The 26,820-nt window shown below is 46.0% G+C and carries 16 protein-coding genes and 1 pseudogene; 7 read left to right on the top strand and 10 right to left on the bottom strand.

Annotation, left to right across the window (positions count from 1 at the left end):
• Positions 1–34 precede the first annotated feature (34 nt).
• Together NSQ66_RS01390 and NSQ66_RS01385 are read right to left on the bottom strand one after the other, a co-directional pair.
• Positions 35–1,651, bottom strand: a complete 1,617-nt coding sequence (locus NSQ66_RS01390; RefSeq protein WP_076141416.1) for an ABC transporter substrate-binding protein — start codon at positions 1,649–1,651, stop codon at positions 35–37.
• Positions 1,652–1,778: 127 nt separating this feature from the next.
• Positions 1,779–1,939 (bottom strand): annotated as a pseudogene (locus NSQ66_RS01385) (peptidylprolyl isomerase); the annotation flags it as partial.
• A gap of 434 nt (positions 1,940–2,373) precedes the next feature.
• On the opposite strand from NSQ66_RS01385, the gene NSQ66_RS01380 reads away from it, so the two are divergent.
• Positions 2,374–3,951, top strand: coding sequence for a glycosyltransferase (locus NSQ66_RS01380; protein WP_076141417.1), 1,578 nt, complete (start codon positions 2,374–2,376; stop codon positions 3,949–3,951).
• A gap of 55 nt (positions 3,952–4,006) precedes the next feature.
• Here the strand turns inward: NSQ66_RS01380 and clpB are convergent, their stop codons facing one another.
• From clpB to NSQ66_RS01365, 3 genes are all read right to left on the bottom strand, one after another.
• The gene (clpB, locus tag NSQ66_RS01375; RefSeq protein WP_076141418.1) at positions 4,007–6,661 is read right to left on the bottom strand and encodes an ATP-dependent chaperone ClpB; all 2,655 of its coding nucleotides are present in this window, start codon (positions 6,659–6,661) and stop codon (positions 4,007–4,009) included.
• A 1,226-nt stretch (positions 6,662–7,887) separates the two neighbouring features.
• A complete protein-coding gene (locus tag NSQ66_RS01370; protein WP_170914215.1) occupies positions 7,888–8,892 on the bottom strand; it encodes a J domain-containing protein in 1,005 nt (334 codons plus the stop codon).
• Positions 8,893–9,068: 176 nt separating this feature from the next.
• Positions 9,069–9,542: an Hsp20/alpha crystallin family protein gene (locus NSQ66_RS01365; RefSeq protein ID WP_076101144.1), complete on the bottom strand. Its 474-nt coding sequence runs from the start codon at positions 9,540–9,542 to the stop codon at positions 9,069–9,071.
• A 409-nt stretch (positions 9,543–9,951) separates the two neighbouring features.
• Between NSQ66_RS01365 and NSQ66_RS01360 the strand changes: the two genes are divergently transcribed.
• Both NSQ66_RS01360 and NSQ66_RS01355 read left to right on the top strand, forming a co-directional pair.
• A complete protein-coding gene (locus tag NSQ66_RS01360; RefSeq protein WP_076101143.1) occupies positions 9,952–11,598 on the top strand; it encodes an SWIM zinc finger family protein in 1,647 nt (548 codons plus the stop codon).
• The gene (locus NSQ66_RS01355; RefSeq protein WP_076141419.1) at positions 11,595–14,615 is read left to right on the top strand and encodes a DEAD/DEAH box helicase; all 3,021 of its coding nucleotides are present in this window, start codon (positions 11,595–11,597) and stop codon (positions 14,613–14,615) included. Before NSQ66_RS01360 ends, NSQ66_RS01355 begins: the two co-directional genes overlap by 4 nt.
• A 49-nt stretch (positions 14,616–14,664) precedes the next feature.
• Here the strand turns inward: NSQ66_RS01355 and NSQ66_RS01350 are convergent, their stop codons facing one another.
• Complete coding sequence (locus NSQ66_RS01350; protein ID WP_076141420.1) at positions 14,665–15,465, bottom strand: hypothetical protein; 801 nt, start codon at positions 15,463–15,465, stop codon at positions 14,665–14,667.
• A 527-nt stretch (positions 15,466–15,992) separates the two neighbouring features.
• Between NSQ66_RS01350 and hflX the strand changes: the two genes are divergently transcribed.
• Entirely contained in the window at positions 15,993–17,258 is a 1,266-nt protein-coding gene (gene hflX / locus NSQ66_RS01345) for a GTPase HflX (RefSeq protein WP_036687269.1), read from the top strand.
• 155 nt (positions 17,259–17,413) lie between these two features.
• On the opposite strand, the gene NSQ66_RS01340 is transcribed toward hflX, so the two are convergent.
• The 4 genes from NSQ66_RS01340 to NSQ66_RS01325 form a co-directional block, all read right to left on the bottom strand.
• Positions 17,414–18,142: a hypothetical protein gene (locus NSQ66_RS01340; protein ID WP_036687267.1), complete on the bottom strand. Its 729-nt coding sequence runs from the start codon at positions 18,140–18,142 to the stop codon at positions 17,414–17,416.
• A gap of 75 nt (positions 18,143–18,217) precedes the next feature.
• A complete protein-coding gene (locus NSQ66_RS01335) occupies positions 18,218–19,480 on the bottom strand; it encodes a helix-turn-helix domain-containing protein (protein ID WP_339279516.1) in 1,263 nt (420 codons plus the stop codon).
• Positions 19,481–20,241: 761 nt separating this feature from the next.
• Positions 20,242–21,375 carry an alanine dehydrogenase gene (gene ald, locus NSQ66_RS01330; RefSeq protein ID WP_076101139.1) on the bottom strand — a complete coding sequence of 378 codons (1,134 nt, stop codon included), beginning with the start codon at positions 21,373–21,375 and terminating at the stop codon, positions 20,242–20,244.
• 281 nt (positions 21,376–21,656) lie between these two features.
• A complete protein-coding gene (locus tag NSQ66_RS01325) occupies positions 21,657–22,883 on the bottom strand; it encodes a Zn-dependent hydrolase (protein WP_076101138.1) in 1,227 nt (408 codons plus the stop codon).
• 220 nt (positions 22,884–23,103) lie between these two features.
• On the opposite strand from NSQ66_RS01325, the gene NSQ66_RS01320 reads away from it, so the two are divergent.
• Genes NSQ66_RS01320 through NSQ66_RS01310 form a run of 3 tightly spaced genes read left to right on the top strand, consistent with a single transcriptional unit; the run spans position 23,104 to position 26,808 of the window.
• The gene (locus NSQ66_RS01320) at positions 23,104–24,162 is read left to right on the top strand and encodes a glycosyltransferase family 2 protein (protein WP_076101136.1); all 1,059 of its coding nucleotides are present in this window, start codon (positions 23,104–23,106) and stop codon (positions 24,160–24,162) included.
• Positions 24,159–25,286, top strand: coding sequence for a polysaccharide pyruvyl transferase family protein (locus tag NSQ66_RS01315; RefSeq protein WP_076141422.1), 1,128 nt, complete (start codon positions 24,159–24,161; stop codon positions 25,284–25,286). The genes NSQ66_RS01320 and NSQ66_RS01315 overlap by 4 nt, the downstream gene beginning before the upstream one ends.
• On the top strand, positions 25,261–26,808 hold the full coding sequence (locus NSQ66_RS01310) for a sugar isomerase (protein WP_076141423.1): 1,548 nt from the start codon (positions 25,261–25,263) through the stop codon (positions 26,806–26,808). The genes NSQ66_RS01315 and NSQ66_RS01310 overlap by 26 nt, the downstream gene beginning before the upstream one ends.
• The last annotated feature ends 12 nt before the right edge of the window (positions 26,809–26,820 follow it).

Genomic DNA, 26,820 nt, shown 5'->3' with positions numbered 1-26,820 from the left:
TAAGCTGGATTGACCAGCTTATTTTTTCCCGTTCTTATTTAAGGTAGATTTTCGATAAATCTTCAAAAATAACGACAGGCTTCAAGACTGCTTCTTCTAGACCGCCGTAGTTCTTGGAGACAGCTACAATAGTCTTAGTATTAGCAATTGGATAAATCGGTGCATCGTCAGCAATGATCTCTTGGATCTTCTTATAGATCTCACCACGTTTAGTCACATCTGCTTCTCCTGCACCATCATTGAACAACTTATCGACTTCAGCATTATTATAATGCGAGTAGTTAGAGTCTGCAGTAGATGTATACAAAATTCTGTAAGCATCAGGATCGTAACCCATAATATAACCTGCAATCGCAAGTTCAAAATCTGTTGAATTCATATCACTGAATTTCTGACCATATGCCGAGGCATCCATATTTTGCAGTTCAACTTCAGCGCCAATGGCCTTTAGCTTTTGCTGCACGTATAGTGAAATGGCTTCCTGAGCTTTATTACCGCTCGATACAATCAATCTCAATTTCAGATCGCTAACCCCTGCCGATTGCAGAAGCTCTTTGGCTTTTTCTACATCATTATCAAAAGAAGGTACGTCATTAGTATAGAACAATGCATCCGGAGTCAAAAAGGACTTCGCCGGGTCTGCATACTCGTTAGAAGTATAAGCAGCCTGAATGATTTCATCACGACTTAGGGCTAGAGACAAGGCTTGACGAACTTCTTTTTTAGCAAGAGCACCTCTATCACTGTTTGCATTGAACAACAGGTAGGACAATCGGCCTTCACTATAAGGCAGGATTTCGAAATTGTTCGAAGCCTCAATCGTTCCAACATCCTGTGGATCTAGATATTTAATGTTGATCTCACCATTCTGAAGTGCGAGATTCGCAGCATTCGTATCTTTAGCAATCCGGTACGTTATAGAATCAAGATGTGGTTTGCCACCAAAGTAGTTATCAAATCTCTCGAGTGTAACATATTCGCCTGCTTTGTATTCTTTAAATTTAAATGGGCCAGATCCAACCGGAGCAGCATTCTTGGTGCTTTTCTCTAGATCCGTCTCATTCTCAAAAATATGCTTTGGAATCGGAAATACTTGCACTAGTGTAGCTTCAAAAGCTGGGCTGACCTGCGGAAGCTTGAACTCTACAGTCAGATCATCCACCTTAACTGCCTTAACGGGTTTATCACCGATGAATAGGTTCGCTCTCAACATGCTGTTTTGCTTCTCATCGAGGATGCTATCAATCGTGAACACGACATCGTCAGCTGTAAGCTTTTCTCCGTCATGCCAAGTTAGTCCACTTTTCAGTTTCAATGTATAAGTCAGGTTATCTTCGGAAAGTGTCAGGCTGTCTGCCAAGTAGAAGGTCTTCTCTCCGTTATTCACTTGGAACAATGGCGCGTAGAGCGCTTGGTCAATCGTCAGACTGACACGATCACCAGCATAGTTCGGATTTAGAATGACAGGATCTGCAGCGACCCCAATAATTAAGTTGCCACCATCTTTTGGTTCAGTGCTTGCTGTCGATCCTTCAGTAGCCGTAGGCGTCTGATTTGTATTTGTGGAAGCGGCGTTATTTCCCCCGGAGCACGCGCTAATCAAAAATGTTAACAAAACCAAAGTAATAACTCCAGATAATCCTTTACGCATAAGTTTCTCCCCCGTGTCTATATTGTCTTTGTTTGTTTTTTATATTGTATATCGGGATACTAGGAATTACAATGGATAGCATTTCACATTAATGTAATATTGAGGGAACTGATAATTCCGACCTTTTTCATGACTCATCCCCACGCTTTAAAGTATCCACATGGTCCATACCTGAAATGACTCTTCCGAATACAGTATGCCAAGGGTCGCAATACCCCCTTGGACAATAAATCCACGAACCACACGTTGGAAAGTCAGACCGTTATAAAAACCTTGATGGACCAGCTTCATCGTGACTACTCTCCTAAACTCTGTTCAGCCACCAATATGAGCTTCAGTCTTCGCTGTCTCTTCCGGTACGTATATTTCCTCAACATCCCCATCCAGCAGAGGTCGGTATTTACCTTTGAATCATACCAGAACACATCCGCACGAGGATTCATGGCCAGTAACAGATTGATTAACTACTGAGCTTTTAGCGGTGATTTATCCATAGTCTCATTCCTGTGCTCATCTGGCTGGCATTCTTATCTAATTATCCGGTAATTGTACAGCAGATCCATAAAAATTAATATATCTAAAAAGTTCAATTTATCCAACTCTCATTTCTCATTTACTATAAGAACTTTGCGAAATAAGGATTATTACTATCTAACTGTAAATATATTGAGAACATACCTATACCTCTCGGAAGAAAGGGAGAGTCCCCCAAGGAGGCCGCAATGAATAAGACACGCGTATTAATCGGCAGCCCGATCCATCAAAAGCCCAATGTGTTGCGAGAATTTCTGAATTCCCTGCTGCGCCTGAATATTGAGCAAATCGAACTGGATTTCCATCTGATTGATGACAATGATGATGAAGCGTCCAGCCGGCTGCTCCAGGAATTCAAAAGCAAGGGTGAGCATATTTTTATTCAAAGCTCCGGCTTTCACGATGCGTACATTCGCAATGATACGACCCACTTTTGGAATTCTGATTTAGTCTGGAAAGTCGCCAACTTCAAAAACCTCATGATTAACCGAGCGCAAACCCTGAACTATGACTACCTCTTCCTGATCGACTCTGACCTCATCCTCCACCCAGATACGCTAAGACATTTAATAGGGACGAACAAAGATATTATTTCAGAAGTATTTTGGACACAGTGGCAGCCAGATACCATGTTTCAGCCGCAGGTCTGGATGCATGACGAATACAATCAGTGGGAGGTACTTCCCGGCGAAAAACTGCAACCCGAGGAGATCAACCGCAGATTTCATGAATTCATAGCCAAACTCCGCAATCCTGGAATCTATGAAGTGGGGGGTCTCGGCGCTTGTACATTGATTAGCCAGCATGCGATAAAAGCCGGGGTGAGCTACAATCAGATCCGGAACATTTCATACTGGGGCGAGGATCGCCATTTCTGCATTCGTGCCGCGGCCCTTGGCATTCCACTATTTGTTGATACCCATTATCCTGCCCTTCATTTGTACAGAGATAGTGATTTGAGCAAGGTTGAAGATTTCATCAGAGAAACAACAGGGGTAAAAGCTGAATCGGCACCCACACCCATCGAGGAAAATTCCAATGAGGCTGCAGCTGCTCCTATAACCAAAAAACGCCCCAAGCTAACCCTTACCATGGTTGTAAAAAATGAAAGCGGGCGCTTCCTGCGACAGGTTCTGGAGGAACACCGCAAATATATCGATGAGGCTGTCATTATTGATGACGGCAGCACCGACAATACAGCAGCTGTCTGTCTGGAAGCACTTGACGGCATTCCCGTTCATCTCGTGCATAATACCGAATCCAAGTTCAGCAATGAAATTGAGCTGCGAAAACAGCAGTGGGAGGAAGTCCTAAAGACAAATCCCGAGTGGATTCTGAGTCTGGATGCGGATGAGATCTTTGAAACCAGCTTCGCGGAAAATATAGATACCTTGCTGTTTGCTGATGGGGTCGATCTGTTCTGCTTCCGCCTTTACGATTTATGGAACGCGAACCATTACAGGGAGGATACCTACTGGCGCTCTCATCTGAACTACCGCCCTTTTTTGCTTCGCTATAAAGAAGACTTCAACTATGTATGGAATGAATCCCCACAGCACTGTGGGCGATTCCCGGAAAATATCTTCGAGCTGTCTCATCAGCTAAGCAACCTGCGGCTCAAGCATCTCGGTTGGTCCAAAGCCGAGTTCCGGCTCGAAAAATATCTGCGTTATATGCTCCTCGACCCCGACGGCAAATACGGCTGGAAAGAGCAATATATGTCCATCTTGGATGAACAGCCTCATCTAATCCCTTGGGTGGAGTGAGGCTTACAATAAAAAGGACGTCCACAAAGCCGTTACGGTTTTGTGGACGCTTTTTTTATTCAGAACTCAATTCAGAACTCTGTGGCCCATCGACTTCTGGCTTCAGAATGGTTACCGCAAGCTCGTTGCCGGATTCATCTACCTGAATAACTGATCCCTCTGCGGCTTCACCAGCAATAATCGCACGTGCCACACGTGTCTCCAAGCTGCGCTGGATGAATCTTTTCAACGGTCTTGCTCCATACACAGGATCAAAACCTTCCTTAGCGATAAAACGCACCGCCGATTCAGTTAATGCCAGCCCGATCGCCCGTTCTGCCAGACGTAGACGCAATCCATCCACCAGTTTGTCCACAATTTTCTCGATCTCACCCAGTGTCAGCGGCTTGAACATTACAATGTCATCCACCCGGTTCAGGAACTCTGGACGGAAATGACCACTCAGTTCCTTCATCACTCTATCCTTGGCAGCTTCCGTGAGCTGACCTTTTTCATCGGTGCCTTGAATCAGATGAGGTGAACCGATATTGGAAGTCATAATGATGATTGTATTCTTGAAGTCAACCATTCGGCCTTGTGAATCAGTCAGCCGTCCATCATCAAGCAGCTGCAGCAGAATGTTAAACACATCGGGATGCGCCTTCTCCACTTCATCGAGCAGCACTACAGTATAAGGCTGACGCCGCACAGCTTCCGTGAGCTGCCCGCCTTCCTCATATCCAACATATCCTGGAGGTGCGCCGACGAGACGGGAGACACTATGCTTTTCCATATACTCCGACATATCTATACGGATCATGCCATCTTCGCGGTCAAAAAGAGATACCGCAAGCGACTTAGCCAGCTCAGTCTTCCCTACACCCGTCGGGCCAAGGAACAGGAATGAACCAATCGGGCGATTCGGATCTTTGATTCCTGCTCTTGCCCGAAGCACCGCATCGGCCACCAAGCTGACGGCTTCGTCTTGGCCCACTACCCGTTCATGCAGCGTATCCTCCAGACGCAGCAGCTTATCCCGTTCGCCTTCTACCAGTCGGCTAACCGGAACGCCGGTCCAGCGGGAGACAATATCTGCGATTTCCTCTTCAGTAACAGCCTCACGTAGCAATCTTGTATCCTGATCCTGCTGTGCCGCTTCTTCCGCTGCTTTCAACTGACGCTCCAGATCAGGAATAATGCCGTAGCTCAGTTCGGCTGACTTATTAAGATCATATTCCTCCTGTGCATCGACCAGATCCTTACGTGCTTGCTCCAGCCGTTTTTTGAGATCGCGAATCCCTTGGATGGCCGACTTCTCTTTCTCCCAGCGCGCCGTCATCCCTAGCTGCTTCTCCTTCAGGTCAGCGAGCTCGCGCTGCAATATTTCGAGTCGGCGTTTGCTGGCGTCATCAGTTTCTTTTTTAAGCGCCGCTTCTTCAATCTCCATCTGCATCAGGCGGCGGGTCACTTCATCCATCTCACCCGGCATGGAGTCTATCTCTGTGCGGATCATGGCGCAAGCCTCGTCCACTAGGTCAATCGCCTTATCCGGTAAAAATCGATCCGTAATATAACGATTGGACAATACCCCTGCGGCTACCAGGGCGCTGTCATGGATTTTGACCCCGTGGTGGACTTCAAACCGCTCCTTCAGACCACGCAAAATGGAGATCGTATCCTCTACATCGGGTTCGCTCACGAGCACCTGTTGGAAACGGCGTTCCAGCGCAGGGTCCTTCTCTATATATTTGCGATATTCATCGAGCGTTGTGGCACCGATACAATGCAGCTCACCCCGGGCCAACATCGGCTTCAGCATATTACCCGCATCCATCGAGCCTTCGGTTTTACCTGCGCCCACAATCGTATGCAGCTCATCAATAAAAAGAATAATGCGGCCGTTGCTTTCGCGAACCTCTCTCAATACCGCCTGCAGGCGTTCTTCGAATTCACCACGAAACTTCGCGCCTGCCACAAGTGAACTCATATCCAGTGAAAAAATCGTCTTATCCTTCAGACCCTCCGGTACGTCTTTGCGTACAATCCGGTGTGCCAAGCCTTCTACAATGGCTGTTTTCCCTACACCTGGTTCACCGATCAGCACAGGGTTATTTTTCGTTTTACGGGACAAAATCCGGATTACTCGGCGGATCTCGCCATCACGACCAATGACTGGATCAATCTTGCCCGCGCGAACCTCAGCTACAAGATCACGGCCGTATTTCTCCAGCACCTCATAAGTAGCTTCTGGCTCCCGGCTGGTTACCCGCTGATGTCCACGAATCTCAGCAAGCACCGACATCAGCTTCTCACGGGTCAGCCCACGGCGGACAAAAAGATCCCTTAGCTCACGATTCTCCCCGCTCGAATCTGACACCATGGCCAGCACAGCATGCTCCACAGAAACAAACTCATCCTGCATCTTCGCCGCTTCCTTCTCCGCCTGCTCCAGCAGATGAATCAGCGATTGCGAGGCGTAACGCCGTACCGTGCTTGCTCCTGACCCGCTGATGCTCGGCTTGCGTTGAAGCAATTCATCCGTGCTGCGCATCAGCTCAGCCACAGGGATATTCATCTTTTGCAGCAATCTTGGCAGCAAACCTTCTTGCTGCTGAAGCAACGCTTTTAACAGATGGAGATTATCGATCTCCTGATGACCGCTGTCTGATGCCAGCGACTGCGCCGCAGCCACTGCTTCCTGCAGCTTTTGAGTTAATTTATTGAAATCCATAGCTCTCTCACCTTTCTATTTAAGAGTGATTATATTAAATCGGCCTTTTTGGCCGGGGATAGGTTAATTTAGCGGGATTTATCCCGCTTATTTCGAGTAACTGGCTGGTTTACGCTCAATCAGCGGGATTTTTACCGCTCTTTTCGAGTAACTGGCTGGTTTGTGCTCAATCTGGGGGATTTTTGCCGCTCTTTTCGAGTAACTGGCTGGTTTACGCTCAATCAGCGGGATTTTTACCGCTCTTTTCGAGTAACTAGCTGATTTGCTCTCATTCTGCGGGATTTTTACCGCTCTTTTCGAGTAACTAGCCGTTTTGTGCTCAATCTACGGGATTTTTACCGCTCTTTTCGAGTAACTAGCCGTTTTGTGCTCAATCTACGGGATTTTTGCCGCTCTTTTCGAGTAACTAGCTGGTTTGCTCTCATTCTGCGGGATTTTTACCGCTCTTTTCGAGTAACTGACCGTTTTGTGCTCATTCTACGGGATTTATACCGCTCTTTTCGAGTAACTGGCCGTTTTGTGCTCATTCTACGGGATTTTTACCGTTCTTATCTTATAACTAGCTGGTTTGCTCTCATTCTACGGGATTTTTACCGTTCTTTTCGAGTAACTAGCTGGTTTACGCTCGTTCTACGGGACTTTTACCGCTCTTTTCGAGTAACTGGCTGGTTTGTGCTCAATCTGCGGGATTTTTACCGTTCTTTTCGAGTAACTAGCTGGTTTGTGCTCATTCTGCAGGATTTTTGCCGCTCTTTTCGAGTAACTAGCAGTTTTGCTCTCATTCTACGGGATTTTTACCGTTCTTTTCGCACATCGAGCCCCATTCGACGCACTCTAAGGCACTTTTGCCTCTCTTTTCGCCCAACGAGCCCCATTCGTCACATTCTAAAGGCACTTTTGACTTTCTTTTCGAACAACGAGCCTAATTCAGCGCTTTCTAAGGCACTTTTGCTTCTCTTTTCGCACATCGAGCCCCATTCGGCACTTTCTAAGGCACTTTTGCCTTTCTTTTCGACCAACGAGCCTCATCTAGCGCTTTCTAGTACACTTTTGACTCTCTTTTCCCACCATAGTGCCGACTTTCACCGTTTGAGCGAAAAGTTCTTTTATAGTTAGTGGCTAAATAAGTTACTGTTCTGCAACTAGCATTCAATTCAGCCTTTCACCAATCAGAGTTGATCACAAACGAGTGAAATCACCTCACCTCTACCTCTTCTACCTATCTATTAATTACCCACTTTCGCCTTTTGCCGCTGGGTGCCAGTACTTTGACGTTTAGCTCTGGCTTCGAAAGGGCTGGAGTCTGCCAGCTTTCGGTACAGATTTTTCTCCGCTTCGCTGGTGGGTTCAGGGATAACAATCTCAATACCAAATAAAATATCGCCGTTCGCAACATTCTCACGTTTTAAGCCCTTGCCGGGGATGCGTAGCGTTTTACCGCTCTGAATTCCTGCTGGAATCTTCAATTTCACGGCGCCGCCACCCGGTAATGGAACCTTCACTTCTCCGCCCAATACCGCTTGCCAAGGAGCAATTTCAACCATGCCATATAAGTCACCATCGCGAATCTCATAAATATCATGAGGAAGAATATGAAGTGCCAGCAGCACATCGCCACCCGGAGTGTTTCCCGCGATTTTAATAATTGTACCCTCATGGGATCTGGGCGGAATGTTCACATCCACCGTTTTGTCGCTGACCTGTACTCTTACAGTGGCGCCCTTATAAGCCTGCTCCAAGGTAATATCCAGCTGCGCCTGCATAGTACTGCGGGCCTCGCCCCACGGATTGCCATTCGCACGCCCCGTTCCACTTCCCGAGAAAAAATCAAAGCCAGCCCGATCCGCCGAGCCCCGATTTCCAAAAAACATCCCGAATAAATCTTCCTCCGAAATACCAGAACCTCCCGTTGAATAAGTCCCACCGTTCCAGCTTCCACTTCCACTTCCACCAAATTTTGAATCCCAAGAAGAGGCTCCACTCGCCGCCCCTCCACTAGCTCTGCCACGTTGAGCTCCATAAAGCAGCTCTTCATCATAGAGTTTCCGTTTATCCTCATTACCAAGCACTTCATAAGCTTCAGCTGCTTCTTTGAATTTCGCCTCAGCCTCAGGGGCTTTGTTAACATCGGGATGCCACTTTTTGGCAAGCTTCTGATAAGCCTTTTTAATTTCCTGTTTAGTAGCTTTTTTGCTCACGCCCAAAGCATCATAATAGCTTTTACTAGCCACTCGCGCTTCCTCCTTTCCATCCCTAATCTCATACCGACCACCATTGCACTCCGAGAAAAGACGCACCATAGCCGGAATCCTCCACTACAATGCGCCTTCTATTTCATAACACTATATTAAAAGCCCGCTGCCATCTCTAAAAGACTGAGCGGAAGTTCATCCCGCTTAATTTATGCTTATTCAGACTGCGAACCCGTAGAATTAGAATCTCCGTCTTGAATCTCGATGCGTTTACCTTGCATTTTTTGCCGTTTGGGAACTTCCAGCTTCAGCACTCCATCTTTCAAAGACGCGCGAATTTCTTCCTCTGCAATATCTTGAACATAGAATCTGCGCACATATTCACCATATCGGCGTTCTCTGCGTACAATCTGATGTTCATTGTTCTCCTCGGCATTTTCTTCCTTACGTACCGCTTTTATCGTCAAATAAGGACTGGCATAATCAATGTCGATTTCTTCTTTTTTCAAACCAGGAAGTTCAGCTTCAATCAGGTAAGCCTGCTCACTCTCATGAATATCTGTTCTGAAGGACATCGTGGAACTCTTAATCGGTGCAAAAAAATCATCATTAAAAACATCATTCAAAGACTTAGCCAGCATACCAAAAGCATCATCTCTACGTTTACCAAAAGGAACCATATCAAACATTATCCATTCTCCTCTCATTGACTTTGACTTTATTTGACCTATGACCTTATTATAGTCCCCTAACTGAGGAATAACAAAACCGATTTAAGCCGATTATCGCTCAAATTCAGGCGAATTAACTGATTTCACACGAGAAAATTAGTTCTTTTTATTTATTTGACCAATTTTGACCTTTGTTTGATCTTTCGTAAATGACACCTATATAATCATGACCCAACTTGCAGTACGATTATTATATGTTCAGACCTTCCGTTCAATACAAGCCATTAGCTTCTAATCATCTCCACGCCAGCTTTTAAACGGAGTTTCCTTACGAGCTATCAAAATTTAACGATTTAAAGATGAAGCCTGCAGAAGTGATATAATGAAAGACAAATAAAGACCATTTTCGTTACAGGAGACCAATTGTATGCAACCAACCTATGCTATGGATGATACGCAGTGGAGTAAGCTCATCCAAAATGTCGCCTATTATTTCGATGATCTTACCCTCAAGCGAGGGTTCCAATATTATAAACAAAATCGAGTGCAGCCGTTTACCATGACGGAGCCTCGTAAGATTAACGCTCTAGTTGAAGGTAGAGAGGATTACCGCGTCACCATTGATCTCGACGGCTTCACCAATTGTCATTGTAATTGTCCAGTATCAGGTCATTGCAAACATATGGCTGCTGTGCTGCTGAATTATGCCGAACAACAGAATAGATCTGTACAGGTTCTGGCCAACGCTAAAGCTGCATCCTTTTTGCCCAAAATATCAAGCACAGCAACAAATGCCTCTATTGGAGCCGATGCAACTCGTCAGCAGCAAATGAAAGAGATGGCCAACCGCATTGCTGGCGGAAAAATCACGGAGTGGCGGGAGTATTTTGAATTCTGTGTCTCCCCTTTAGCCCATACCACCCGAAATCCTGAATATGTGAGTCGGGCCTTGTCTGCAATCAATAAATTCAAACCGAAAATGCTTCCGGAAACGGAGAAGCTGTTCACTCTGCATGCTCATCTTTTCCTTTTGGAAAAGCTTGCTAAGCCTTCTGCGCAATCCGTCGGTCAGGCCGCTTACGCCCCTTCTCTTGGTTATTACACACAGGTAGCGGTCTCAGAGCTACAGGAAGTAATCACAGGTCTTTTAAAAAAGACACTTCCGCTGTCCCCCGAGCAAGAGCAGGATCTATGGCCATACGTCATCGATACTTTATCTTATCTGCGGCGCGAGATGTTGACGGAGTCACGGGATCGCTCACGGGATCAACCCTCTTTTTCTCTTAGCTATGATCTGCTGTGGAGAAATTGGATTTATCCGAATATAGGTGGAACTAAGCTTTACCTGAATGAAATCGAACAGCTGCAGCAAGCAGAAGGTGAATTAGGTGCTTCCCTTTCACAACATGCGTGGCTGTTAGCTCAGAGCCGTATGTATTACTATCTGATGGATGACCAGAAGGCTTGGGACTTATTGAATAAAGCGGCCGAGCGCCCGGGTCTCCATCCCGATGAGCTCATGAGCTTCACCTTTCCTCTGCTGGCTGCAGGGGACTGGTCCCGTTTGGTGGGTTGGCTTGCTCAAATCGGTCCACTGCTGAGCAGCAGACTCTATAATCTCAATAGCTATTCAACCAGTTGGGAAGAAGCTGTTCGCCACCTGCCTGAAGCTGAGCCGCAAATGTGGGATACACTAGCCACCATGTTACCTATCTCTGGCGAAGTCTATGAAGAGAAGCTAATCACCTATGAGAAATGGCAGACCTGGATGGATTATCAGCTGTCCATCGGTAAACAGCCCTCCGAATTTCGTGTCAAAGACCTCCAACCGGTGGAAAAGAATGCGCCTGAGGTTCTGCTGCCCTTTTACCATCAGGCCGCCGAAAGATTTGTGCTGGATAAGAACAGACATAGCTACAAAGCGGCTGTGAAATTATTGAAACGATTATCCAAGCTGTATAAAAAGCTGAAACAAGAAGAACGCTGGGAAGAGTTCCTCACTGCCTTCGCCATTAGGCATAGCAGGCTCCGTGCGCTGCAAGAGGAGCTTCGGAAAGGAAAGCTAATACCATGAACATGCATTTACGCACGCTGACCATCCGGCTTGCATTAAGCCAGTATGGCGATGCTTTAATATTTGGAATGAATGAGCGCGAAGATCTCGTGCCGGGCTTGCAGCTTAAGCAGCGGCTTTTCGCCTGGCATGAAGCGTCTTTTTATGGTACGGAGTTAACCGTGCAGCCAGCTGGCGAAGGCGTGGAGCTAGTGATTCTTCCTGCTGAGCAGGTCATCCCCTTCTTTGCCGAGCAGAAGCTTCTGGCGCATATCGAATGGAGCTGGGAGGGCGATGCCGCCCAGCTCACAGAACTGGCGCCACTTTTGGCAATATGTCTGGAGCACAAACAGTATATTCCCGACATCTCAGCCTACCGCGCCGGGAGGCTGCAATGGACTTGGGACGAAGGGGCTCTTGCGCAGGTGGCAGTGGACAGTGACACTGCTAAGGGAGCCCTTGAGGCGCTAAATGGCGGCAGCGAATTTAGCCGCGGATTACGTGCGGCGTTCTCTGCCGCCGTATCGCAGCGCTATTACAGCACGGAGGCCGAGGCCGGCGACCTCCGCAGCGAATTCCCGCTTCTCTTCGATAGAAGCGGAGCACTTGCAGCGGGCATGGATACCGCCGCGTGGCTTATCGCCATTGGCTGGAAGGCGGACACCGCGCCTTTCCGGCCCGCGCTACAGCTACTGGAGCCCGATGAGGATGAATCCTATTGGCGGCTGCAGCTGATCCTTCAGGACAAGCGCGATGAATCCGCGCTTGTTCCCATCAGGCTCGCCGATAACGGCGAGCCGTACGGCTTGTGGCCGGCCGCGTGGTCGGCTCACGTGCATGAACGGGCCGCGGGATGGCTGGAGCGCCTCCGCGGCAGTCTGCCGCCCGAGCGCTTCGCGGCGGGCGGCGATGTGCTGGCCGAACCGCTCAGCGATGCCATCGCTTGGCGGTTCTTGACGGCCGAGAGCCAGCGGCTGCTGGAAGCAGGCTGGCAAGTGCTGCTGCCGGCGTGGTGGGAAGCCGCCAGCCGGAAAAAGCCGCGCCTGCGCGCAAAGATCAGCTCCGGCGAAGACAAACGCAGCGGCGGTGAGTCGCTGTTCGGTCTCGATTCGATCATCGATTTCGATTGGCGAATCTCCATCGGCGACGCGGATCTCACTGAGGCCGAATTTGCCGAGCTGGTCGCAAGAGGGGAACGGCTCGTCCGCTTCAAGGGCAAATGGGTCTCGCTCGATCCGGCTCTGCTGGCGCAGATCCAAAGAGCCATGGCGGGAATGGACAAGTCGCAAGGCTTGTCCTTCCAAGACGTGCTTCAGCTCCATTTGCTAGGAGCAGGTGAAGAGGCAGACGCTGAAGCTACGGAAGAGCAGCTGCAAGAGGATGCCGCGCGTCTGCGTCTGGAGGTAGAGCTGAACGAGCATTTGATCAGCCTTATCGGTCAGCTGGGCCAGCGCTCAGAATGGCCTAAGCCGCCCGTACCTGCAAGCCTTAAGGCGGAGCTGCGCACCTATCAGCATGAAGGATTCGCCTGGCTGACCTTTCTGCGCCGCTTTGGGCTGGGGGCCTGCCTAGCCGATGATATGGGACTAGGCAAAACAGTACAGCTCATCGCCTATCTGCTACACATCCAAGAGAACACGGATGCAAGCTCAGCCCGGCGGCAGACCGACCCACCAAGTTGGCCTTCATTGATCATCTGCCCGACCTCCGTGTTAGGCAATTGGCAGAAGGAGCTGCAACGCTTCGCGCCTTCGTTGAATGTTATGCTTCATTACGGAAGCCGCCGTCTGGACGCAGGATTCTTCTATGGCGCAGCTTCGCAAGCCGATGTGGTACTCACCTCTTATGCGACTGCCGCGCTTGACCAGGAGCTGCTGAAGGAATTCACTTGGGCGACGATCTGCCTGGATGAAGCTCAAAATATTAAAAATGCCCAAACCAAACAATCCGCTGCTGTGCGTAGTTTTCCAGCACTACACCGGGTTGCCTTAACAGGGACGCCTATAGAGAACAGATTATCCGAGCTGTGGTCCATTTATGATTTTATAACCCCAGGTTATCTGGGCAGCGCCAAGTCTTTTAATGACCGATTCACGAATGCTATTGAGAAGGAACACGACGCGAAACGTACAGCGGACCTACAAAATCTAGTGAAACCTTTCATGCTGCGCCGCAAGAAAAAAGACCCTAATATACAGCTCGATCTACCTGATAAAAACGAAATGAAAACCTATGTTCATCTGACTGCCGAGCAAGCAGCGCTTTACGATCAGACCGTAAATGGACTCTTGGAACGGATGAAGAAGCTGGAAGGCATTGAGCGCAAAGGGGCAATTCTTGGAGCTCTGACCGGGCTTAAGCAGCTATGCGATCACCCGATGCTTGTAACAAAAGAGGCTATCCCTGAACTGGATACGGACAACAAGCTGGATACCAGCTTTCTTATTAACCGTTCCTCCAAACTCGAAAGACTGCTGGATATGGTCAAGGAGCTGCGCGCGGAAGACGAGCGCTGCCTGATTTTTACTCAATATGTGGGTATGGGAAAAATGCTTCAGGCGGTTCTCCAGCAGGAGCTGGGCGAACCTGTCCTTTATTTGAACGGAAGCACCTCCAAACAGGCGCGCGACCGTATGATCGAGCGGTTTCAGACACCAGCCCCTGCTGCGGAAGATGGGTCTACACGTCCAGACGCACCGCCGTCTGATCAGCCGAATGTATTCATCCTTTCACTCAAAGCTGGGGGAGTTGGCCTGAACTTAACTGCAGCCAATCACGTATTCCACTTCGACCGCTGGTGGAATCCAGCGGTGGAGAATCAGGCAACTGACCGCGCTTACCGCATGGGCCAGACTCGTGATGTCCAGGTGCATAAGTTCATCGCCCTGGGTACACTCGAAGAACGGATTGATGAAATGCTGGAGAATAAGCAGCAGCTCAGCGACAATGTGATCTCCAGCTCAGAAGGCTGGATTACCGAGCTGTCCACTGAGGCTCTGAAAGATCTCTTTACCTTGCGTAGAGACTTAAATGACTAGCAAAAGGAACATTCGCGTAGATGCGAATGTTCCTTTTTCACAAGAATAATTACCATTGCTCGGACATTTTAAAGGTGACTGCGAGATCATCCCCGCCCGAGAGGGAGTTTACCACCAATGTGACAGGTTCATCATGGAACTCGTATGAGAGTCGCTCATTAAGCAAATTGACCGCCAGATTCGCATACGCACCAGAAATCCCTGATCCTGTACCTTGCATAATAACTTTTCCACCCGTGACCGTAGTGCAGGTATAGTTCACTAGCAGTGCCGTGTCCGTGGCAGGAATATTCGTAGTCGGTGTAGGATAATTCTCGAAGGTCCCATCAAGTGTCCCGCCTGCAACGATCATATAGCGCACTGGTCTTTTGGACATAACATCTAAAGCCGCCGGTCGAATCTCAGCCGCAAGACCTTGTGGAATAGCAAAGCCGGGACGCCTCATAAAGCTGATTGCTGCGAAGTCAGTCGATGTAACGGTCACGTTATCACGTATTTCCGAGGTTATCCGGCTCACTTGAAACACTTCAAGATCAACGGCGGTCCATACACCGTCCACATCAACAAGAAAAACCTGAATCTTCATCTTCTCCTGCGAATATACAAAATTAAATTGGAATAAATCCTCTACCATGACATAGGTCTTGCTTAAGGTCTCCTGATATTGCAGCTCAAATAACTCTTCAACAAAAATGGCCTGGGGACTGACACTATTGGATAAGCCCGTAATATAACAAAACGCGCCAGCCGATCCATTGTTAACAACTTTGATCACTACTTGATCTATTGGCCGAGTACCGTCGACAGGTAAATTAATAATGGTGTTTGTGGACAGAACAGGCAATTTCATCACACCTCCTATATATCAATTCATATATGATATGTAAACATTGTTTAGAATTATTGGATGTAATTAAAATACAAGAGATGTTCCAGAGCCTAAATAGAGATTTGCCACTAAATAACGAATGTGGTAAACTCGACTTAACTTTTTATGAACGGAGGGTTACGTGTGATAGACTTTATCCGAGTTAGAACTTTGCGCGGCTAATTGAATAGCGCTAAAGCTCTGCCCATGTGCAGAGGACTCAGGATTGGTCTACCCATTTTTAAAGGTAACCCGATAATTTAACAACAGCGTGTAGGGAGGATTCTCTTCACCTCCATTCCTTTAAGAATTGAACATCCATAGAAGCCGATTAGCCAACTGCTGCTCGCAAGGGATCAAAGTGCCTCTTCCCTGCGACTGGACTGTTGTTTAATTCATTCTACCTATGGAAGGCCCTAACTCTGACGTCCTCTAACGAACCGTAAGCACAGGCAGATTGCCTGTGTTTTTTTGCGTTTATTATTTACTATTGGAGGATGAATAAATATATGGAACAAATACGAGAAAAAGCAATTATAGTCGGTGTCCAGCTTCAGAACGAAACGAATTTCGCCTATTCGATGGAAGAGCTGAGCAATCTGGCAGCTGCCTGTGACCTTGAAGTCGTAGGAGAGCTTAGTCAAAAGGCAAGTCGAATTAACCCCTCCCATTATATCGGGACAGGTAAAATCGAGGAATTATCGGCACTTTTAGAAGCACACGATGCTCCTATTGTTATTTTTAACGACGAACTGTCACCTTCACAGATCCGCAATTTGGAGTCCGCACTGGACCGTCAGGTCATTGACCGGACCATTCTAATCTTGAATATTTTTGCGGAAAGAGCGAAGACCAAGGAAGCACAGCTGCAAGTTGAAGTAGCCAAGCTGCAATATATGCTGCCGCGCCTCACAGGTCTTCGTGAGTCGCTGGGCAGACAAGGTGGCGGAGCTGGACTTAAAAACAGAGGTGCGGGTGAAACCAAGCTAGAGCTGGACCGCAGAAGAATTGAAGAGCGGATCACTGCTTTACAGGTTGAACTGCAGCAACAAGTAGCAAGACGTCAAATCCAGCGGAAACAACGGCATAAAAATGAAGTTCCCGTCGTCTGCCTTGTAGGCTATACGAACACCGGAAAGTCCAGCTTAATGAATGTCATGGTAGAGACTTACCATCCAGGTTCCAATAAACAAGTATTCGCCAAGGATATGCTGTTCGCTACACTAGAGACATCGGTTCGCAGCATTGAGCTGCCTGATCACAAAACCTTTTTATTAACAGATACTGTCGGATTCGTCAGCCAGCTTCCCCATCATCTGGTCAAAGCGTTCCGCTCCACTCTTGAAGAGGTTACCGAAGCGGACTTATTGATTCACGTAGTCGATATTTCCGATCCGCAGCATCAACAGCATATGGCGGTTACGGATGAGACGCTTAAAGCACTCGGTGCTGACCAGATTCCAACGATCTATGCCTATAATAAAGCTGATTTGACTGATTTGCCTTACCCGCAAATTGAAGGTGACAATGTCTACCTTTCCGCCAAGCAAAATAGTGGAATGGCTGAACTTACCGCTCTGATCCGCAGCCATGTTTTTACGGACTATGTCCAGTGCGAGATTCTGGTTCCATTTGATCGGGGTAATGTAGTCTCTTATTTCAATGAACATGCCCATGTTCAATCTACTAGCTATGAAGAAACAGGCACACGCCTTGAGCTGGAATGCAGAAAATCTGATTTCGAGAAATTCCGCAACGATTTTATTGAGCTATAACAAATTAGAAACGACGTGGTAGTCCTTAATTAAAAAAGAGGGATAGAGTTTTCAGAGTTATCTGAAGCTCCATCCCTTTCTTTTGTGAATAAAAAATGAACAATACAAAAGTGCCCTCTCTTTGCATTGCTCAGTAAGTATACAATAGGCAGACGCTATATCTTATAAATATAGTTTCTAGACCCTATTCTTGAACATACAGTGTATCGGAAGCTTCTATTGTTGGCTGCCGGTAAAACCGTTCCTGCAGATAACCGCTGTAAGTAATTAAAGTCTGGATGCACCGATTCATCCGTTAAATAGGCCGAGATATCACTCCCATATACTCTTTCCTGATTCAGAGAGTCTATGATGATCTCTCCAGTAGTAATCCCTATGCCATGGCCGTAGAACAGATCATTTTCAAGCTTAATTGCATTCTCGCCCTGCCATTCTGGCTTGCTCGGAGCATGATCGGGATTCTTGAAATATACAACGTCTCCCCGCTGCGTGTGGTCCTTGTTGTAGTTTGTGATTAAGCGTAAATTCTCGTCATAATTCCAGTCCCATAAGAACAAGTCCTTAAAATACTTATTAAAGGCTCCTTCACCTATAGCTTCAATTGTCGCCCTATACAAAACAATAACCATGGCTGTCGCGCATTCGAAGGCATATAAATGTCCATTCCGAAAAATATCTTTAATCCCCACTGTGGGTTCCACGCCAGCGTTCAGCTGAAGTCCACCAATCTCTGTACGTGTCCAAAACAGCGGATTACAGCGGGAATCATCAAATGTTGCAAAATCCACTCCACTTTCATTTAAAGCTTCAGCCGATTCCACGATGCTTTCTCTCATTTTGCGCTCAAAGTCAAGGGCATCGGGTGAACGAACTTCCTTCACCATGCTTAGTCCCTCCAATGTTATAGGTTCTAAATATAGGTTATTGTACGTGTTCGTCACCGGGTTGGTGCTTAATTCTCATGATTCCCAGGCATCGACAAACCATTGGTTAAGCTGCCGTGTCTCTTCCGTCAAAATATCGAGGAAAATAGAAGTCCGATAACCCGTATCCTTCAAGCTTTTACCCGTAATCTCTGCGATTCGGTTTAATCTATAAAGCAATGTATTAGTGTGTATATGTAAAAAAGCCGCAGATTCCTTTAAATTGCCGCTTAATGATAAATAGACAGCGATGGTTTTGAGAAAATCACTTTTATGCTCGCGATCATGTTCTTTTAGCGGATATAGCAACGGGCTTTTACGAATTCGACTGCGCTTTTGCTCCATAATAGCCGGTATATATGCCCAAAATCCAATCTCCTCGTACAATAGCAGCTCCCGCCCATGAAAAGGCAGCAGCTTTTTGATCTCCACAATGGATACCGCTTCCCAATAGGCAATAGCCGCGGACATATATTCAGTGTAATCGAGACTACAGCCAGCAGCCAGTGTGCAGCCTTCACTCTTATACATATCCTCCATTGTTTTATGCAGGAATGAAGATAATCCACCCGCCCCCTCGATCACAAAGCTGAAGGAAAACAAAATAATCAGCCGATTGTGCTCAGCCGTCAGAAATAATAATTGCAGGCCGGAATAAGAAGCCATAACCTGCCGAAACCGGAGTATTAAATGATCATCGATTATCTTGTCACTCTCAAACACGCTAATATAATATTTTTCCGGCAAAAGAATGGACCAAAATTCCGCATCCTTTTTAATATTTGCTTCGTTGTCGTAGTGGGAGGTAATCAGCTTCCAGAAAAAATCCTCATGCGTTTTATCCTGCTTCGTTTTCCAGCCTCGCTGCTTAAGTAAATAACGGCCTACGATACCTGCCGCTTTCTCAACGATATTTTCGGCATGCCCTTCTACCAGGTTGCCTGTATCTACTACCCATATGTACCCGAGAATTTCCTTCTGATGTTTGATACAAATGGCCAGCCGGGGACCAAGTCCCACCTCCAGCACCGCAGGAATTCGAATGGGATGTGCCGCGCTCTCCAGCTGCTGCATAATCCCTTTTTTGCGCAAGCCAATAATCACAGCGTTAGGTACACGCTTCCCGATAATCGTTGAAATCCGCGCGGAGTCACTCTCAAATTCATGCGAGCTGTAGCCAATCACATGATGATTGCTGTCCTCAATGGTAACTTGAGACTGGAGCGATTCACTTATCGCATCTGCCAATGATTCCATACTGTCGAAAAAACGATCAAATAATGGATCTTTATCTGTCACTAGCTTCACTCCCACCTGAAGAATAACCAAATCCTGTACTCTAGAGTGATTTCATTATAGTATGCATCCCCCTAACTGACTATAAGATAAATAGCTGGTTTAGGTGAGGGACGAGATCGGCTAGTTGAGGAAGGTGTTTGGGACGGGGATGTTTGGTGGGGGTTTTGTTGGGGGTGGTGTGGGAAGTTTTGTGGGGAGTTTTGTCGGGTGTTTGGGAAGGTTTAATAGTTGTTGGTGTTTACCGAATGTTATAGATGGTTTTTAGGGAACATCGCCCGGAAATTCTGTGTTTTAATCATCACACGATCATAATTAGGGAAATCCTCCCTAATATTCTGCACTTTAAGCATCACACGATCATAATTGGGGAAATCCTCCCTGATTTTCTTCCGTTTTGCGTATAAACAGGCGTATTCCTCGTTTTTTAGGGAGGAATTCCCTAATAACAGCATTTATAAGCTATTTTCGCGTTTTTTTAGGGAGAATTTCCCTAAAGCATCTCTCCATCAAAGCCTTCACCATCGCAGAAGCAAAAACTAATCAAAACTAGCCTGTTCTAGCCAACTTCACTACATAATCTTTCCACCATCACACCACACGAGCAAACACCTAATGTATCTAATCACACTGAAACGCAATCTATTTACTTTAACACCGTACTGACAAACTTCCACCCGATCTCCTCCGCAAGAAACGCCAAACAGCAAGCTCCCCGCAGAGAGCTTGCTGTTTGGCTCATTCCATTATGGAACGTGTTTATTTTAGATCAATGTGAATGTCTGCTCCATGGCTTGCTCAACCGAATAAGGTGTCTCACCCAACGCTTCGGCAACAGCTTGGCAGGTGATTCTGCCATTGGCTACATTCACGCCGCTTCTTAGGCCGTCATTATCCTGAATCGCCTTGATCACACCTTTATTGGCAATTTGCAGGGCATATGGAACTGTAACATTTGTTAAGGCAATAGTTGAGGTCTTAGGAACAGCGCCCGGCATATTAGCCACGGAATAATGCAGCACGCCGTGTTTCACAAACACGGGATTATCATGTGTCGTCACTCTGTCGATGGTTTCTACAATGCCACCTTGGTCAATGGCCACGTCAACGATCACTGATCCCGGCTTCATAGTCTTAACCATTTCTTCAGTAACCAGCTTCGGTGCTTTGGCACCCGGAATTAACACGGCACCTACCAGCAGATCCGCTTCAGCCACTGCTTTGGCAATATTATAAGGGTTAGAGATCAACGTATTGATCTGTGCTCCAAAAATGTCATCTAATTGACGTAGTCTCTCCGCACTGAGGTCAACTATCGTAACATCTGCACCTAAGCCAATAGCCATTTTAGCTGCATTAGTACCTACTACACCGCCGCCAATAATACTCACTTTACCTCGGCTAACGCCAGGAACACCGGAAAGAAGAATACCTTGTCCGCCGTAGTTCTTTTGCAGGAACTGCGCTCCCAATTGGACGGACATCCGGCCAGCTACTTCACTCATCGGTGTTAACAGCGGCAAGGTGCGTCCATGAACAACCGTCTCATATCCGATCGCAAAGACACCTTTGTCTTTAAGCGCAGCAGCCAAGGCAGGCTCTGGAGCAAGATGAAGATACGTAAATAGAATAAGATCTGGACGGAAATAGGGGTACTCCGTTGCCAATGGTTCTTTTACCTTCATCACCATTTCAGCGGAGCTCCAGACTTTTGCTGCATCCTCAATCAGTTGTGCTCCGGCAGAGACATACTCTTCGTTAGGAAATCCACTGCCCACACCGGCTCCAGCTTCTACGAGCACTTGATGACCTTCAGTAATTAAACTAACTACACCCGCAGGGGTTATGGCAACACGATTTTCATTGTTTTTAATTTCTTTAGGTACTCCGATAATCATCATTCATCTCTCCCATCTAATGTAGATCCCTTATGTAAAGAATAATAACATATGATTAGCATTCCCATTTTGTTAAAAAATTAAAATATTATCTACCATGATTGTGTTTTTACACAAAGGATCTGACTTAACTGCCCATTAATCTTTAACCACTTTGGTACTCAACACAACCATCTTTATTATCTCATAAAAAAAGACACCCTATAGAGTGCCTTTTTGACGATTTTGTATGAAATTAAAGCGACTACCATATCGCATAATGTTATATTAAGTTACATGGACTATCTTGATAATAACAACATCACTGTTTCTAACACTACATTTACCCCTTTTTCGCAGTCTTCATAAGAGGTTAGTTCCTCTTCACAATGGCTTTTACCATTCACGCTAGGCACGAACACCATTGCGGATGGCAGAAAGCTGGCTACGAACTGTGCATCATGCCCTGCACCACTTGCGATCTTTCGACTGGAATAACCTAAGGTTTGAGCCGCTTGCTCCACCAAATCACACACATTCTGATCAAACCACACCGTATCTCGGCCCCAAAGCTTAGTTTTGCTTACTTCACAATCCAGCAGTTGCTCTGGCAAACTGTTAATAATGGCTTCCACTTCACGCACAATCTCCATATCTTTATGTCTGGCTTCAATGGTGAAAATCACTTTATTGGGAATGACGGTATGGATATTAGGAAGCACATTCATTCTGCCCATGGTATACACAAGCTCGGAATCGAGCGCCCCCAGCTTGCTCCGCAGCTCAATAATCAGATCTGTGGCAGCAAACAAAGCATCTTTGCGCATCGCCATTGGGGTTGTGCCCGCATGATCGGATTCTCCCGTCACCTCAATCTCGTAACAGGCCATACCAACTACACAGTCAACCAGCCCAATCGTCAGCTCCTCTTTTTCAAGAACAGGCCCTTGCTCAATATGAAGCTCCAAATAAGCGGTGGCTTCGGTGATACGATTGCTCATTTCTCCCTTATATCCACTCTTCTCCAGCGCTTCACCAAAGCTAATGCCCGCTGGATCCTTTTTGTTCAACATAACACTTTTATCAAACTTTCCGGATAGCACACCAGAGGCCATCATCGATGGCTCAAAACGTGCCCCCTCTTCATTCGTAAAATTCATAATCGTCACCGGAACCTTCGGCTTAATCCCGTGATCTACAAGCGTCCGCACAACCTCTAGACCCGCGATAACCCCTAGGACGCCATCGAATCTGCCCCCTTTTTTCACAGTATCCATATGCGAGCCAATCACAATCGGAGGCCCGGAAGTTTCGCCTGCCAATGTGGCATACATCGTCCCCATATCATCCATCTTCACAGACATTCCGAGCTCTTCACAACAGGCACGAAAATACTCCCGAACTTTAAGATCCTCTTCCGTCAGCGATAATCGGGTCACGCCATTTTTATCTGTACGCCCATAATCGGCAAATGCCTCGATTGTACTCTTCAGTCTCTCACCGTTCACGAATATTTTTTGCAGCTGCATCCCAGATCCCTCCGCTTCGAACGTTTTGTTGGCTTTCTATCTATGTTAAACCAAACCATAATATTTTCATTTTACATATTGTAATAATTATTATTCACATGATGCTACAACGAGTAGAGCCAGCAATAAGTAAACTAAAGTAGTATATACAATCTTTTAATACGAGGGGTAAGCTTAAGATAGCTTATCATCCCGTTTTACACAGGAAAGGAGCGAGCCCATGAATCTAAGCCTTGTGATCCCGGTATACAATATAGAGCAGTATATAACCCCTATATTCAATTCACTCCTTGACCAAAGCGATCCGCATTTCGAGGTCATCATCGTAGATGATGGCTCTACGGATAACACTTACAACGTTATAGAAAAGATTCTTTCGCGTAATCCCGGCCTTTTCTGTAAAGTCATTCGAACGGAGAATCATGGAGTAAGCGCGGCTAGAAATAGGGGTTTAGCTGAAGCCACAGGTAATTATGTTCTTTTTGTAGATGGAGACGATTATGTCTCCGCAGACTTGGTCTCAACCCTTCAGTCTTATACCCAAGATGAACAACCCGAGATTATTTGCTGGGGTTATAATCATGTCTCCGAAGGCAGAGAAACTCTATTGAGCTGTACCTCTGATTTCAGCGACGTGACGGGAAGTGAAGCACTGGCGCGGATTTTCGTGAACAAGAGCTTGCGAATATGGACAGGGAGTATCGCTTATAAGCGAGAATTCCTACTTCTCCACGAGCTAGGTTATACAGAACGCTGTGTGAATGGAGAGGATCAAGAGTTCATCTACAAAGCCTTGTCCAGAGCGGCCAGAGTCATCTCAATCCCGGATATACTATCATTTTATTTACAGAGAAACTCCTCCATCTCCAACAGCTATAACGTGAATAAATTTGATGTAGTGGATGCTTTTAAAAGGGTGGATGAATATTTCAAAACCTATCCCTTTGCTGAACTAGATACGATCTCCCCATTGTTAATGAACCGGGAGCTGATTGAGAACTACTTTTTCAACCTCAAAACCTGTCTAAATGGTACGGAAGGGGTAAGCATTCAGGAATTACTTCGTGACATCAACCATACCTATCCCAAGCTCAATCAAGAAATGGATGAACTCATAAGACGTTATAGAGGAGATAATCGCAGATTAACCCTTTATATCAGAACATTTTTAATCTCCCCGCTTCTATATCACAGATTCATCTCTGTGGAGAGAAGCTTATCCAGGTTCAAGCGAAACCTACTTAAAGGGAACGGAACCCGAAAGGAATCTAGAATATGAAAAAAATGCTGATATACGCCTATACTGAATTTAATCTGGGCGATGATCTATTCATTAAGGTGCTATGCGAAAGATATCCGGATACCAGATTCAGAATTTGCGCACCACGCCTCTATAAACTATGTTTCAAAGAGATCCCTAACCTCAAAGTGTATCCTTCCGATTCCCTTCTTCTAAGAGGCATTGGCTATATTTGCAGGAAGCTAAAGATACATAATGTGGCTCACAAATATCTGGCAGATCACTCAGATGGCGTCGTTCATATCGGCGGCTCGATTTTCATGGAGGCAGACCACTGGGCAGAGCATTTCAAGAATGCAGAAGTCATTCGTAATCAAAATAAGCCTTACTATCTGTTAGGATCTAATTTTGGCCCTTTTACAAATCAAGAATACTATGATGAGCACAAGCGGATTTTCAAGGATTATACAGATATATGTTTCAGAGAACAGTACTCTTATGATTTATTTAAGGATCTGGATAATGTCCGCTTAGCCCCAGATATTATTTTTCAGCTAGACCCGCCAGATATTCCAAACGAACCGGAGGATTACATCGTCTTATCCGTTATTAAGCCTTCTGCGAAAGGTCTGAACGGTTTTGACAACCTCTATTATGAAAAAATGAAAGAACTCGCAATTTATTTCATTGAAAAAGGTTACGCGGTTCATTTCATGTCATTTTGCGAACACGAAGGCGATCAACTGGCAATTGAAGAGATTCAGCGCCTTATCGGTCCCTCCTACAAGGATGCTATGCAAGTGCATTTATATAAAACGAACATGGAAGAAGTATTGTCCGTGTTAGCTAATGCCAGATCTATTGTGGCTTCAAGATTCCATGCAATGATTCTGGGCTGGGTATTTAATAAACCGGTATTCCCCGTAGCCTACAGCAAAAAAATGATCAATGTAATGAAAGATGTTGGGTTCACAGGTCTGTATGCCGATTTCAATACGCTGGAACAGGTCCAGCCTGCACAGATTTTTGAAAGTATGATCACCTGCTCTATGGATGTCACATTGCAAGCAAAACAAGCCGAAAGGCATTTCGAGCATCTAGATACGTATTTATCGCTTTACGAAAGGGGGATTCGTTATGAAAGCCAAGCGGAGCATTCTTAACTTATCCTTTGGACTGGGAAGTCAACTCATCACGATCATCCTCGGTTTTTTTATACCCAGACTGATAATGGTCAACTATGGCTCTGAGGCCAATGGGTTGATCGCTTCGATTGTGCAGATTATTAGTTATTTGGCGCTGCTGGAAGCAGGTGTTGGAGCGGCCTCGATCCAAGCGCTTTATAAGCCGGTAGCTTCGAATAATAAAAACAATATTAACTCTATTCTGGCTGCCACCTCCAGCTATTATAAAAAAACAGGCATTTACTATTTCTTCGCCGTACTGCTACTCGCCATCGTGTACCCGCTGGTGATCTCTTCTGAGATCGATAAATTATCGATTATGGTCATTATTTTGCTTACAGGGATGGGCGGAGCGATCAATTATTATTTTCAGGGAAAATTCAAGGTCCTGCTCGCTGCGGAGGGAAAAAGCTATGTAGAGACTTCTATTGTCACTGTAGCTAATATTATGAACAGCCTGATCCGGATTCTGTTATTACTGCAAGGTGTGGACATTATTGCCGTTCAAGCTTCCTATTTTATCTTAACCTTACTTCAAATTATCGCTTTCTATATTTATATGAATAAGAATTACAAGTGGATCAACCTGAATCTCAAACCAGACTATGAAGCTATTGGCCAAAAGAATTCCGTATTAGTCCATGAAATCTCCTACTTGGTGTTTAGAAATACGGACGTACTTATATTAACCATCTTTACGAATCTAAAAATCGTCAGTATCTATGTTATGTACAATATGATTTTTACGATCGTGGATAATATCGTCCAGACCATAAACGGAAGTGTGAAGGCTGCCCTCGGGCAAAGCTACCATGAGAGCAAAGAAGCATTTATTAAATTTTATGATGCTTACGAAGTGTATTTCATGGGGCTTATCTTCTCGATTCTAACGGTGGCTTACATTTTGATTTTACCCTTTATGAAATTGTATACCGCTGGGGTAAACGACGTGAATTACATTGATATGTGGCTGCCGATCCTGTTCGTAGTCATCAAATTATTAACCAATGCCAGAACGTCTTCCAATAATGTGATTACCATCGCTGGACATTTCAAAAAAACACAAAACCGTTCCATTCTGGAATCCGCCATTAATCTGGTGGCTTCTATTGTCTTCGTAATCTTCATGGGAATTTACGGTGTACTAATGGGAACGATAGCTGCCCTCTTATACCGCTCCATAGATATTGTAATCTATGCCAGCAAACATTTGCTGGCACGCAGTCCATGGGTCACTTTTAGAAGATGGCTTACGAATGCAGTAGTTTTTGTAGGTATTATTCTCATCACGACTGCCATCGACATCCCGATCCATTCCTATCTGGGGCTTATGATCTGGGGTGTACTTCTAGGACTAGTGATCTTGCCTGTATATTTTGTAATCGGCTCTTTAATGGAACGGGAAGTCTTCCTCTATACATGGGAACATCTCAAAAAGTATCGATATAAACTCAAAAATAAAATTAACGCTCAGCCTGAGGTAAGTGGTTTATCCAAATAACACAACAGGAGG

It is taken from the genome of Paenibacillus sp. FSL H3-0329, from assembly GCF_037963285.1.
In the GTDB taxonomy this organism is placed as follows: domain Bacteria; phylum Bacillota; class Bacilli; order Paenibacillales; family Paenibacillaceae; genus Paenibacillus_AQ; species Paenibacillus_AQ odorifer.
This window is presented reverse-complemented; position numbering and strand designations above follow the sequence as displayed.

What these genes read in the sequence shown, in the direction of transcription:
- NSQ66_RS01390 (WP_076141416.1), bottom strand. Translation starts at nt 1,651, where the DNA reads ATGCGTAAAGGATTATCTGGAGTTATTACTTTGGTTTTGTTAACATTT.
- NSQ66_RS01380 (WP_076141417.1), top strand. Translation starts at nt 2,374, where the DNA reads ATGAATAAGACACGCGTATTAATCGGCAGCCCGATCCATCAAAAGCCC.
- NSQ66_RS01325 (WP_076101138.1), bottom strand. Translation starts at nt 22,883, where the DNA reads ATGCAGCTGCAAAAAATATTCGTGAACGGTGAGAGACTGAAGAGTACA.
- clpB (WP_076141418.1), bottom strand. Translation starts at nt 6,661, where the DNA reads ATGGATTTCAATAAATTAACTCAAAAGCTGCAGGAAGCAGTGGCTGCG.
- ald (WP_076101139.1), bottom strand. Translation starts at nt 21,375, where the DNA reads ATGATTATCGGAGTACCTAAAGAAATTAAAAACAATGAAAATCGTGTT.
- NSQ66_RS01315 (WP_076141422.1), top strand. Translation starts at nt 24,159, where the DNA reads ATGAAAAAAATGCTGATATACGCCTATACTGAATTTAATCTGGGCGAT.
- hflX (WP_036687269.1), top strand. Translation starts at nt 15,993, where the DNA reads ATGGAACAAATACGAGAAAAAGCAATTATAGTCGGTGTCCAGCTTCAG.
- NSQ66_RS01310 (WP_076141423.1), top strand. Translation starts at nt 25,261, where the DNA reads ATGAAAGCCAAGCGGAGCATTCTTAACTTATCCTTTGGACTGGGAAGT.
- NSQ66_RS01355 (WP_076141419.1), top strand. Translation starts at nt 11,595, where the DNA reads ATGAACATGCATTTACGCACGCTGACCATCCGGCTTGCATTAAGCCAG.
- NSQ66_RS01365 (WP_076101144.1), bottom strand. Translation starts at nt 9,542, where the DNA reads ATGTTTGATATGGTTCCTTTTGGTAAACGTAGAGATGATGCTTTTGGT.
- NSQ66_RS01350 (WP_076141420.1), bottom strand. Translation starts at nt 15,465, where the DNA reads ATGAAATTGCCTGTTCTGTCCACAAACACCATTATTAATTTACCTGTC.
- NSQ66_RS01340 (WP_036687267.1), bottom strand. Translation starts at nt 18,142, where the DNA reads ATGGTGAAGGAAGTTCGTTCACCCGATGCCCTTGACTTTGAGCGCAAA.
- NSQ66_RS01320 (WP_076101136.1), top strand. Translation starts at nt 23,104, where the DNA reads ATGAATCTAAGCCTTGTGATCCCGGTATACAATATAGAGCAGTATATA.
- NSQ66_RS01360 (WP_076101143.1), top strand. Translation starts at nt 9,952, where the DNA reads ATGCAACCAACCTATGCTATGGATGATACGCAGTGGAGTAAGCTCATC.